Consider the following 11,375-nt stretch of genomic DNA (forward strand, 5'->3'; position numbering starts at 1 on the left):
CGCCGGTCTTCTTCCATTCGGCCGGCGTCCTTTTGCACGAACCTCATCCATCGGCCAAGCATCGCTTTTCCAAACAGTTGGCTACGGAAAGGCGCGCAGAGACGAAGGCCCGAAATCGGGACGAGGACGCCGCTTTGGTCCTGCAGCTACTTGACCATTGATCGTTGCAGCCCAGTGCCGGCGATTTCTCCGGGGCTGCTTTCGAAGTCGAAGAGCCTTTGGGTCGCAAGCGCCGCGGCGCCACGCGCCCAGGAATCGTCTGCCCAATCGGGTGTAATCGGTGGCGGGTTCCACATGGCATAACGCTTCAATGCATCGCGCATTGGCCCGAACAGATAGTCGCCAAAGGTGACGGCTTCGCCCCCGCCGACAATCACTTCCGGATCGATGATATTGCAGAAACCGCCCAGGTATCGTCCAATCCCCTCGCCTGCCTCCTGCAGCAGGTCTATGGCTGCCCGGTCTCCAGTCTTGGCCGCGTTCAGCATGTCGTGGCGCGTCACTTCACCAGCGAGTCGCCTGGCCTCCTTCCATCGCCGCACCAGGGCCGGTTCCGAGAAGAAGGTCTGCAGGCAACCGCGCCTGCCACACTCGCATGGCGGCCCGTTCGGATCGTATGTCGAGTGACCCATCTTGCCCGCGGCGCCATTCGCGCCGTGATGGACAGAGCCATCGATGACCACCGCGCAGCTGATGCCGGCCCCGATGGCCAGGGCCCCGACGGTGCGATGATGCCGGCCAAGTCCGAACAATTGTTGCGCGAGCGCAAATGCGTTGGTGTCGTCGTCCGCCCAGACGGGTACGCGCACGCGTTCGGCAAGCATCGCAGCGATCGGCACATCGGCCCAATTGAACCGGTGGCTCAACCGGCAGACACCGTTATCGATGACGCCTGGTACAGCGATGCCGATCCCGCTGAGCTGGGCGCCTGTCGGTGCCCTGCGGTCGGAAACCAGCTCCTCGACTGCCGAGGCGCAGGCCTCCACCGTACTTTGTGGCGACAGATCGGGGACAACGACCTGCTTCGTAACAAGTGGAGTCGTGGCAAGATCGGTCAGCACACAATCGATGCCGCCTACCTTCAGCTTGAGCCCGGCCACAAGCCTGCCGGCGTAGTTTATATTGATCGGGATAGGTCGACGTCCCGGCGCGCCAAGACTCGCCTCCCCTTCCACCAGAATATTTTCCTCGAGCAATTCAGACACGACGAACGTCACCGCCGCGGGGCTGAGGCCCGTAACAGAGGCGATTTCGGCGCGGCTTATAGCACCTTGCCTTCGCAGCAGGTTCAGGATCAGCCGCCGGTTGATCGCGCGGGCCGTTTGCTGATCGCCTTTGAGCTTCATTCCTGCCTCATAATTAATTTTGTAAATTAAGTATTGACCATGCTGACATCCATACGATACGAATTCGCATGGTTCAATTGGAATCCGGCTGTTCTCAGGGAGGAGATAGAAGCCATGACCACCGACTTTTCCGCGTTAACCACAACAAGGCGCCGTTTCCTCAAGGGCACTGGCGCGGCACTCGCCGCTTCGGCGACTGGTCTTTGCCTCCCGGCCTTGGCGCAGGCTCAGGAAATCACCATCATTTCCAACCTCAGCAATGTCGAGCAACGCCAGATCCTGCAGCGGCTGGCGAGCGAGTATGAGGCAAAATCAGGCACGAAGATCGTCATCAACAACATGGACCACGAGGCCCATAAGACGGCAATCCGCAGCTATCTTGTCGTCGGCGCTCCGGATATCTGCTTCTGGTTTTCCGGCACCGCATGAAGGCCTTCGTCAACAAGGGCCTTTTTGACGACATCTCCGATCTGTTCGCCAAGGAGAACTACAAGAGCGTACTCGGTGCCACCACAAGCGCGGTCACCGTCGACGGCAAGCAGTATGGCCTGCCGATGGGAGGTCTTCTCTGGGGCCTCTTCTATCGCAAGGACGTCTTCGCCGAACACAACTGGACACCGCCCAAGACCTGGAACGACTTCCTGGCCTTCGGCGAGGCGGCCAAGTCCGCGAAGATGATCCCGATCAGCATGGGCACGAAGGAGCTTTGGCCGGCGGGCGGCTGGTTCGACCATATGAACCTGCGCATCAACGGGCTCGACAAGCACATAGCGCTGATGGACGGCAAAGTTCCCTACACCGATCCGATGTTGACGCCAGTCTTCGACAAATGGAACGATCTGATCAAGGCGGGCTTCTTCTCGCCGAGCCACAGTTCGTTCGGATGGGAGCAGGCGGGTGCTGCCCTAGCGCAAAAGAAGGCGGCAATGATGGACCTGGGCGGCTTCGTTCGATCCGCCTTTCCGGAAGCGGATTTGCCTCAGCTTGCCTACGCGCCATTTCCCGAGATCGTTCCCGGGGTCGCCCGCTACGAGGATTTTTCGGTCAACTCCATCCACGTTCCGGCGAATGCGAAGAACAAGCAGGGTGCGCGCGACTTCCTCGCCTATTTCTACAAGCCGGAAAATCTGGGCGCATTCCTCGCCGCCGAAGGCGCCATCCCGCCTCGCAACGACTGCCCGCCAAGCAAGGACCCGCTGGTCAATGCTGCGGTCGAGGAACTGAAGAAAGTGGTTGGAACATCGCAATATTACGATCGCGACACCGATCCGGACATGGCCCAGGAAGGGATGGCGGGGCTGCAGGAATTCATGGTCAAGCCTGAGCGACGTGAGCAGATCCTCAAGCGCCTCGAAAAAACCCGCAAGAGAATCTTCGGTTGATCCTCCCTGGCTGACGGGCGCCGCCTTTCGGCGGCTCCCGTCTCTCTTTTTTCGGATGGAACGCCATGCCTCCTGTCTGGCGCAGAAATCGTCATTGGTTGACGCCGGTACTTTTCCTGCTGCCGGGCCTCATCTTGTTCGGCTCGGTGATCCTTGCCGCCTCCATCGAGACGGTCTGGATTTCGCTGCACGACTGGGATGGGATTGGCGCCAAGACCTGGGTCGGGCTCGCCAACTATGTCGAACTGGCCGACGATCCGCAGTTCTACGTCTCGCTCAAGAACAACGTAATCTGGCTGCTGATCTTCATGCTGGCGCCGCCGACCGGCCTGGCGCTTGCGCTGATCGTGAATCAGCAGATCCGCGGCATGCGCATCCTCAAGTCGCTGTTCTTCGTGCCGCTTGTGCTGGCGACCGTCACCGTCGGTGTCGTGTTCGGATGGGTCTATGATCCAAACTTCGGGTTGCTGCAGCTTCTCTTCGGCGCCTTTGGCGGTACCGCCCCGGCGCTGCTTTCAGACGAGACCTTCGTCACCTTCGCGGTAGCCGCCGCCGGTCTGTGGCCACAGATCGCGTTCTGCATGATCCTGTTCCTGGCGGGCCTGAACAGCCTCAACGACGATCTGATCGCCGCCGGACGCGTCGACGGTGCGCGCGGCTGGCGCATGTTGCGCCATGTCGTCCTGCCGCAACTGTCGCAGGTCGGCTTCATCGCCATCGCGGTGACGGTGATCGGTGCGCTGCGCTCCTTCGACATGATCGCGGTCATGACCAGTGGCGGCCCCTATGGCTCGTCCACCGTGCTCGCCTACCAGATGTATCAGGAGTCGATCTTTTCCTACCGCTTTGGCTACGGCGCCGCGATCGCCACCGTGCTGTTCGTGATCATGATCGTCTTCATCGCCTGGTATCTCAGTGGCCTCATCAAGGCCGAGCGGAGCAACGCCTGATGTACCCGCGCCCCATTCCCGAAAACGCCAGGATCCAGCGAGCCCTCTATCTAGGTGGTGTAACCCTGGTCGTGATCCTGTGGCTGCTGCCTCTGCTCGCCGTGATGCTGACCTCGATCCGTTCCAACGAGGAGCTGATGGCCGGCAACTATTGGGGCTGGCCGCAGAAATTCAGCCTGATCGACAACTACAAGGCGGTTTTCGACCAGACCGCCATGCTGCGCTTTTTCCTCAACAGCCTGCTGATCACCATTCCGTCCGTCATCGGCGTTCTCATCCTGTCGACACTGACCGGCTTCGTCTTGTCGCGCTACCCGTTCCGTGGCTCCAACCTCATCTTCGCCCTCTTCGTCGGCGGCAATTTCCTGCCGGCGCAGATCATGATGATCCCGGTCCGCGACCTGATGGTGAGGCTGGGTCTCTACGACACCGTCTATGCGCTGATCGTTTTCCACATTGCCTTCCAGACCGGCTTCGCCACGCTTTTCATGCGCAACTTCATCGCCGCTCTCCCGGGCGAACTGTTCCAGGCGGCGCGCGCCGAAGGCGCCTCGCCGTTCCAGACATTGCGCCACGTGGTTGTTCCGCTGGTCCGGCCTGCACTGGCGGCACTCGCGATCCTCACCTTCACCTTCGTCTGGAACGACTATTTCTGGGCGATCGTCCTTACCCAGAGTGATGCGGTCAAACCCGTTACCGCAGGCCTGAACAATCTGCGCGGCGAATGGACATCGGCCTGGAACATCATCTCGGCGGCCACGATCTTCGTCGCCCTGCCCCCGGTCGTGATGTTCTTCATGATGCAGAAGCACTTTGTCGCCGGCCTCACCATGGGAGCCGTCAAGGGATGATCCGCCGCGAACCCTGCCGCACCCGACACGCACGGAAAGGCGCCTCGATATGAGCAGCGTGGAATTGCGAAAAGTCGACAAGCACTATGCCGGCTACCATGCCCTGAAGACGGTCGACCTGACGATCGAAAAGGGCGAGTTCGTCGTCATGGTCGGCCCCTCCGGCTGCGGAAAGTCGACATTGCTGAAGACGATCGCCGGGTTGGAAACCATCAACTCCGGCCACATCGTGATCAACGGGCGAGACGTCACCAGGGAAGAACCCGGCGACCGCGGCATCGCAATGGTCTTCCAGTCCTATGCACTCTACCCACACATGACCGTGGCCGAGAACATGGGCTTCGGCCTGCGGATGGCCCACCGGCCCAGGACCGAGATCGACGTCGCCGTCAAACGCGCAGCACGGATCCTGCGTCTGGAGGAGCAGCTCGACAAGCGCCCGAAGCAACTGTCGGGCGGGCAGCGCCAGCGCGTCGCGATCGGCCGCGCGATCACCCGCTCTCCCGAGGTGTTCCTGTTCGACGAGCCGCTGTCGAACCTCGATGCCGCGCTGCGCACTCAGATGCGAGTGGAACTTTCGAGCCTGCACGCGCAGCTTGGATCGACGATGATCTACGTCACCCACGACCAGGTCGAGGCGATGACCATGGCCGACCGAATCGTGGTCCTCAACAAGGGCCGGATCGAGCAGGTCGGCTCGCCGCTGGAGCTCTACGCCAACCCTGCCAACATTTTCGTCGCGGGCTTCCTCGGCGCGCCACGCATGAATTTCATCGAAGCGAAAGCAGTGAGCGTCGAGGCATCCAGCGTCTCGGTAGCCGCCGCCGGCCTCCCTGCCATCACCTTGGATGGCATCGACGCCGGCGGCCTTTCGGCTGGTGACGCCGTGACCATCGGCATCCGTCCGGAGGCCCTGCGTGTCGTCGAGCCAAGCGACGACGTAATGCCGGCCTTCTCCAGCCAGGTCCGTCTGGTCGAGCAGTTGGGGCGCGAAACTGTCCTCTACGTCGACGGCTCTCCGCTTCAGACGACCAATTCCGACAGCGGCACCGGCAATTTCACGCTTCAGCTCAACAAGGTTTCTACCCTCGGCGTCGGCGCCGCGTTGCAGGTCGGCTTCGAAGCCGGCGACGCCTACCTCTTCGGCCCCGATGGCCGCACGCTCACGCCAAGAAAACCCCTCGCCTCAGTCTGAACCTCGAAATTTCGAAAGTCCCATACGCATGAACCGCAAAGAGCCCGCTCCGCTATCCGTATGGCGGCCCCTCAATCTTGACCGCTTTCTGCTTGGAGCACCTCATTACCCCGAACATGTCGACGAAGGCTGCTGGCAGCGTGACGCCGAGCGCATGGCCGCCGCCGGCGTCAACACAGTGCGTATGGGAGAGTTCGCCTGGCACATTTTCGAGCCCCGCGAAGGCAAGTTCGAGTTCGGCCTGTTCGATCGCGCGATCGAACTTCTCGGCCGCGCGGGGATCGACACGATCATGTGCACGCCGACAGCCACCCCTCCCCGCTGGCTCACCGTCAACTATCCCGAAGTGCTGCGCGTTGACATGAACGGGCGGGCCTCAAGCCACGGATCGCGCCAGCATGCCGACACCACAAGCCCGGTATTCCGCGCCCACAGCCGCCGCATCACCCGCGCCATGGCCGAGCATTATCGGCACAACCCGCGTGTGATCGGCTGGCAGACGGACAACGAGCTCAACACCACGGTGTCGGAATCGTTCGCGCCTTCGACAAGGCTGGAGTTCCAGAAATACCTGCAGAAGGCCTACGGCACCATTGAGGCGTTGAACTTCGCCTGGGGCGGCCACTTCTGGGCGACGGCCTACGACGATTTCTCGCAAATCGACCTGCCGAGACCGCTCATGCCGTCCTACCCCAGCCCCGGCCACGTGCAGGACTACCATCGCTTTCTGGCCGCCGCGACCGCGGCCTTCCAACACGACCAGGTCGAGATCCTGCGTGTCGCCAATCCGGACTGGTTCATCTTCCACAATCTTGGCCAGCTTGCCGACATCGACTTCCGCGGTCAGTTCGGACAGGACCTCGATTTCATCGGCTTCGACATCTATCCGATGCTCTATGACGAGATGCGCCGAACCGGCGGGCATGCGGCGACCCAGGCCCTCCATCTCGATATATGCCGCGCCTATTCCGGCAACTTCATCGTTCCGGAGCAGGCCTCGGGCTTCGGCAGTCAGCCCGGCTTCTCGACGATGACGCCGGAGCCCGGCGAGATGCGTCGCATGGCCATGACTTCGGTGGCGCGCGGCGCCGACGGTGTCATGTTCTTTCGTTGGCGTCCCGCGCATTTCGGCGCCGAGATCTACTGGATGGGCGTCATCGATCACGACGACGTGCCGCGCCGCCGCTATGACGAGGCAGGCCGCTTCTTCCATGAGATCGCCGCCGCGAAGGAGCAGATTCTTGGCACCGCAGTGCGCATGGACCTCGGCATCGCCGGCGCGGACTTCGACAACCAGGAGGCTCACAAGACCTATCCGATCGGCCTCCCCAGTCCGCTCGAAGACGCGACGCTGCTTCATCGCCACTGCTATCAGAACGGCATTGCATGCGGGTTCATTCATCCCGAAGACGATCTTTCGCGGCTCAAGGCGCTCTACGTCCCGCATTGGGTGATGTGGAAGGATGAATGGAACGAGGCTGTTGAAACATTCGTCCGCAACGGCGGTACGCTGATCCTATCGGCATTGAGCGGGACGAGGGACGAGAACAACCACATCATTCGCGAGCAGGCGCCCGGCAAGGCCCTTGCAGCCCTGAGCGGCGTCAGGGTGGCGGAGTTCGGCCGCGTCGTTCCCGAAGGCGCCAGCGGCCTGTTTCCGCTGTTTCGTCCGGCTCCGATGGGCGCCTATGCACCGCCGCCGCTCCCGGCCTCGTCCGCGGAACGCAAATACCTGTTCACCCTTGGCAATGAAGAATTCCAGGCTGCGCATTTGTACGAGGTGCTTGATGTAGCGCCTGACACCGAGGTGCTCGGCATCTGGTCGAACCGCTTCGCCGCCGGCTCTCCGGCAATTACCGCCCGCAAGGTTGGGCAAGGTCGGGTTGTCTATGTCGGCACGTATCTCACGCCGCAACTGACGGAGAAGCTTGTCGATGTCGTGCTGGCCAAAGCCGGTATAGCGCCTTTGCTGCCCGACCTGCCTGCCGGGGTGGAGGTCTCTGTCAGGGAAGCCGACGACCGCCGGCTGATGTTCGTGCTGAACACCACGGAAGTCGCCGTGATCGTACCCAACGTCCCAAAGGGCCTCGACCTGCTGACGGGCAAGGCCGTTGAAGGAACGCTGCAACTCGACCCTTACGGCTGCGCAATAATTCGGTCCTGAACAAATCGAACCAGCGTCCGTAGACGCCGAGCAGATGCTCTTCGAGGCGAAAAATGCGTTCTTCAATCCGCCGCCACAAGGGATTCGCAAAAGCGTTTCCTTGGCGGATGACAAGTGGGCCCCGACTGCCAGCTCGACGCGCGCAAGGTCGTGGCTCAATGGGCGTCGATGTAAGAGATGCTCGATCAAAGCTGCGTGGCTGCGCCCCTTCTCGTCGCTTGTTCGAGGCTGGAGAAGTCATGAAGTCGAGTTGACAGGATAGCGTCGCATCGTCCAACCTAGGCGCCTCACCAGGGGAGTCCCGGCAAGGGGCTGAGATACTGCTAATAGCGCGCAGTGACCCGTTGAACCTGATCCAGTTCATACTGGCGTAGGGACGGTGCGAGGCTTCGCGGGTCGGCAATCCGGCTTCGGCATTCGGGCAGTGCCCGCATCCTAAGCGAAGCGTCACTTCCTCCTCATCGCGTGGACTGGGTCTCCGTGCACTCGAGCAAGGAGGCTCACTCATGAATGCCCACACCCCGACCGTCACCGTCGGCGAATTGCCCGCTTCGAAGAAGGTCCACAAACCCGGTCAGCTCCACCCGGAGCTGCGGGTGCCGATGCGCGAGATCTCGGTCCACCCGAGCGCCGGCGAGCCGCCGGTCACGGTCTATGACTCGTCCGGTCCCTACACGGACACCGCGATGAAAACCGACATCGAGCGTGGCTTGCCACGGCTGCGCGAGGCATGGATCGAGGCGCGCAGAGACGTGGAGCGCTACGAGGGCCGCACGATCAAGCCGGAAGACAACGGCTTCGTCTCAGCCGATCGCCTGACGCCGGAATTCCCGGTTCGCAACAGACCGTTGCGCGCGGCCGGCGGCCGCGCCGTCACCCAGCTCGCCTATGCGCGCGCCGGCATCATCACGCCTGAGATGGAGTTCGTCGCCATCCGCGAGAACCTCGGCCGTGAGCAGTTGCGTTCGAAAGTTCAACGTGATGGCGAAAGCTTCGGCGCCGCGATCCCCGACTTCGTCACGCCGGAATTCGTGCGCGACGAGGTGGCGCGCGGCCGCGCCATCATCCCGTCCAACATCAACCACCCGGAAAGCGAGCCGATGATCATCGGCCGCAATTTTCTGGTCAAGATCAACGCCAATATCGGCAACTCCGCCGTCACCTCGTCGATGGCCGAAGAGGTCGAGAAGATGGTGTGGGCGATCCGCTGGGGCGCCGATACGGTAATGGACCTCTCGACCGGGCGCAACATCCACAACATCCGCGAATGGATCGTGCGCAATTCGCCGGTGCCGATCGGCACGGTGCCGATCTACCAGGCGCTGGAGAAAGTCGGCGGCGTCGCCGAGGAACTGACCTGGGAGGTGTTCCGCGACACCCTCATCGAGCAGGCCGAGCAGGGCGTGGACTATTTCACGATCCATGCCGGCGTGCGCCTGCCCTATATCCCGCTGACCGTCGACCGCGTCACCGGCATCGTGTCGCGCGGCGGCTCGATCATGGCCAAGTGGTGCCTGCATCACCACCAGGAGAGTTTTCTCTACGAGCATTTCGAGGAGATCTGCGACATCGCCCGGGCCTATGACGTGGCGTTCTCGCTCGGCGACGGCCTTCGCCCCGGCTCGATCGCCGATGCCAATGACGCGGCCCAGTTCGCCGAACTGGAAACGCTAGCCGAACTCACCAAGATCGCCTGGACCAAGGACTGCCAGGTGATGATCGAAGGGCCCGGCCACGTGCCGATGCACAAGATCAAGCAGAATATGGACAAGCAGCTCGCGGTTTGTGGCGAAGCGCCGTTCTACACGCTCGGGCCGCTCACCACCGACATAGCGCCCGGCTACGACCACATCACATCGGGCATCGGCGCGGCGATGATCGGCTGGTTCGGAACGGCGATGCTCTGCTACGTCACGCCCAAGGAGCATCTCGGCCTGCCCGACCGCGACGACGTCAAGACCGGCGTCATCACCTACAAGATCGCGGCCCACGCCGCCGACCTCGCCAAGGGCCATCCAGCCGCCAAAATCAGGGACGACGCGCTGTCGCGGGCGCGCTTCGAGTTCCGGTGGGAAGACCAGTTCAACCTGTCGCTCGATCCGGAGACGGCGCGCGCCTTCCACGACGAAACCCTGCCCAAGGAGGCGCACAAGGTGGCGCATTTCTGCTCCATGTGCGGCCCCAAATTCTGCTCGATGCGGATCTCGCACGACATCCGCGCCGAAGCCCAGAAGGAAGGGCTCGCGGCCATGGCGGCGAAGTACCGCGACGGCGGCGATCTCTACATGCCTGTCGACAGCACCCCCGAGCGCACGGACACGCCATGAAGGTGCTCATTCGCGGCGCTGGCGTCGCCGGATTGACACTCGCGCACGAGCTGGCAACGCGCGGCGCCGATGTGACCGTGGTCGAGAAACGCCTCGAGATCGCCGGCAATGCCTCTTGGCACGCTGGCGGCATGCTCGCGCCCTGGTGCGAGCGCGAGAGCGCCGAGGAGACCGTGCTGACGCTCGGACGCGACGCAGCCGATTGGTGGGACGCCGCCTTGCCCGGCCATGTCTCGCGCCAGGGCACGCTGGTGCTGGCGTCTGCCCGCGATGCCGGCGAACTCGACCGGTTCGGCCGCCGCACATCCGGTTTCAGGCAGTTGGACGCCAGCCAAATCGCGGCACTCGAGCCGGCGCTCGACGGCCGGTTTGGACGCGGTCTGTTCTTCGCTGAGGAAGCGCATCTCGACCCGCGCAAGGCGCTGCTTTCCCTGCGCGACAAGCTGCGCGGGATGGGCGCGCGCGTCGAGTTCGGCCGCAGCTCGGCGCCCGCATCTCAGGATATTGAGGTGGATTGCACCGGCAGCGGTGACAGGCGACCGGAACTGCGCGGCGTGCGCGGCGAGATGCTTATGCTGCGAACGGGCGAGATCTCGCTGGCCCGGCCAGTGCGGCTGCTTCATCCGCGCATCTCGGTCTATGTAGTGCCCCGCGCGGAAAACCTGTTCATGGTCGGCGCGACGATGATCGAATGCGATGCCAAAGGCCCGATCACCGCGCGCTCGACCATGGAGCTGCTCGGCGCCGCCTATGCGCTGCATCCGGCCTTCGGCGAAGCCGAGCTGGTCGAAACCGGTGTTGGCGTGCGTCCCGCATTCACCGACAACTTGCCTCGCGTCGAGCGCGACGGGGGGAATATTCGCATCAACGGCCTCTACCGCCACGGCTTCCTGCTCGCGCCGGCCATGGCGCGGCGGGCAGCCGACCTCATCCTGGAATCCTGGAGCAAAGGAGTTTGCCCTTGAAGCTCACCGTTAACGGCCAAGCCCATGAAGTCGCGGCAGAAACGCTTGCCGCGCTGCTCAGCGAACTCGATTTCCAAGGCGGCTGGCTGGCAACCGCGCTGAACGGTGACGTCGTACCGGCCAGGGAGCGCGTCCGCTGCCGGCTCAAAGATGGCGACCGCATCGAAATCCTTTCACCGATGAAGGGAGGCTGAT

At 62.7% G+C, this 11,375-nt stretch carries 8 protein-coding genes, 1 pseudogene and 1 riboswitch; of the genes and pseudogenes, 8 read left to right on the forward strand and 1 reads right to left on the reverse strand.

The window, feature by feature from the left end:
• Window positions 1-146: 146 nt before the first annotated feature.
• Complete coding sequence (locus EOD29_RS03285) at window positions 147-1,346, reverse strand: ROK family protein (RefSeq protein ID WP_067320474.1); 1,200 nt, start codon at window positions 1,344-1,346, stop codon at window positions 147-149.
• Between the two features lie 114 nt (window positions 1,347-1,460).
• Between EOD29_RS03285 and EOD29_RS03290 the strand changes: the two are divergent.
• The 8 genes and pseudogenes from EOD29_RS03290 (at window position 1,461) to thiS (ending at window position 11,374) form a co-directional block, all read left to right on the forward strand.
• Window positions 1,461-2,728, forward strand: a pseudogene (locus tag EOD29_RS03290) (ABC transporter substrate-binding protein).
• 65 nt (window positions 2,729-2,793) lie between these two features.
• Window positions 2,794-3,678: a sugar ABC transporter permease gene (locus EOD29_RS03295; RefSeq protein ID WP_095826159.1), complete on the forward strand. Its 885-nt coding sequence runs from the start codon at window positions 2,794-2,796 to the stop codon at window positions 3,676-3,678.
• Window positions 3,678-4,529, forward strand: a complete 852-nt coding sequence (locus EOD29_RS03300) for a carbohydrate ABC transporter permease (protein ID WP_127245915.1) — start codon at window positions 3,678-3,680, stop codon at window positions 4,527-4,529. The genes EOD29_RS03295 and EOD29_RS03300 overlap by 1 nt, the downstream gene beginning before the upstream one ends.
• A 49-nt stretch (window positions 4,530-4,578) precedes the next feature.
• Complete coding sequence (locus EOD29_RS03305) at window positions 4,579-5,724, forward strand: ABC transporter ATP-binding protein (RefSeq protein WP_067320467.1); 1,146 nt, start codon at window positions 4,579-4,581, stop codon at window positions 5,722-5,724.
• Between the two features lie 28 nt (window positions 5,725-5,752).
• A complete protein-coding gene (locus EOD29_RS03310; RefSeq protein ID WP_127245916.1) occupies window positions 5,753-7,888 on the forward strand; it encodes a beta-galactosidase in 2,136 nt (711 codons plus the stop codon).
• Window positions 7,889-8,170: 282 nt separating this feature from the next.
• Window positions 8,171-8,283, forward strand: a riboswitch (TPP riboswitch).
• A gap of 111 nt (window positions 8,284-8,394) precedes the next feature.
• On the forward strand, window positions 8,395-10,215 hold the full coding sequence (thiC, locus tag EOD29_RS03315; protein WP_127245917.1) for a phosphomethylpyrimidine synthase ThiC: 1,821 nt from the start codon (window positions 8,395-8,397) through the stop codon (window positions 10,213-10,215).
• Window positions 10,212-11,180 (forward strand): glycine oxidase ThiO, encoded by a 969-nt coding sequence (thiO, locus tag EOD29_RS03320; protein WP_067320455.1) that lies wholly within the window; start codon window positions 10,212-10,214, stop codon window positions 11,178-11,180. The genes thiC and thiO overlap by 4 nt, the downstream gene beginning before the upstream one ends.
• Window positions 11,177-11,374, forward strand: coding sequence for a sulfur carrier protein ThiS (gene thiS, locus EOD29_RS03325; RefSeq protein ID WP_127245918.1), 198 nt, complete (start codon window positions 11,177-11,179; stop codon window positions 11,372-11,374). Before thiO ends, thiS begins: the two co-directional genes overlap by 4 nt.
• The last annotated feature ends 1 nt before the right edge of the window (window position 11,375 follow it).

This window comes from Mesorhizobium sp. M1A.T.Ca.IN.004.03.1.1 (assembly GCF_003997555.1).
Lineage (GTDB): Bacteria > Pseudomonadota > Alphaproteobacteria > Rhizobiales > Rhizobiaceae > Mesorhizobium.

What these genes read in the sequence shown, in the direction of transcription:
- EOD29_RS03305 (WP_067320467.1), top strand. Translation starts at nt 4,579, where the DNA reads ATGAGCAGCGTGGAATTGCGAAAAGTCGACAAGCACTATGCCGGCTAC.
- EOD29_RS03300 (WP_127245915.1), top strand. Translation starts at nt 3,678, where the DNA reads ATGTACCCGCGCCCCATTCCCGAAAACGCCAGGATCCAGCGAGCCCTC.
- EOD29_RS03310 (WP_127245916.1), top strand. Translation starts at nt 5,753, where the DNA reads ATGAACCGCAAAGAGCCCGCTCCGCTATCCGTATGGCGGCCCCTCAAT.
- EOD29_RS03285 (WP_067320474.1), bottom strand. Translation starts at nt 1,346, where the DNA reads ATGAAGCTCAAAGGCGATCAGCAAACGGCCCGCGCGATCAACCGGCGG.
- thiO (WP_067320455.1), top strand. Translation starts at nt 10,212, where the DNA reads ATGAAGGTGCTCATTCGCGGCGCTGGCGTCGCCGGATTGACACTCGCG.
- EOD29_RS03295 (WP_095826159.1), top strand. Translation starts at nt 2,794, where the DNA reads ATGCCTCCTGTCTGGCGCAGAAATCGTCATTGGTTGACGCCGGTACTT.
- thiC (WP_127245917.1), top strand. Translation starts at nt 8,395, where the DNA reads ATGAATGCCCACACCCCGACCGTCACCGTCGGCGAATTGCCCGCTTCG.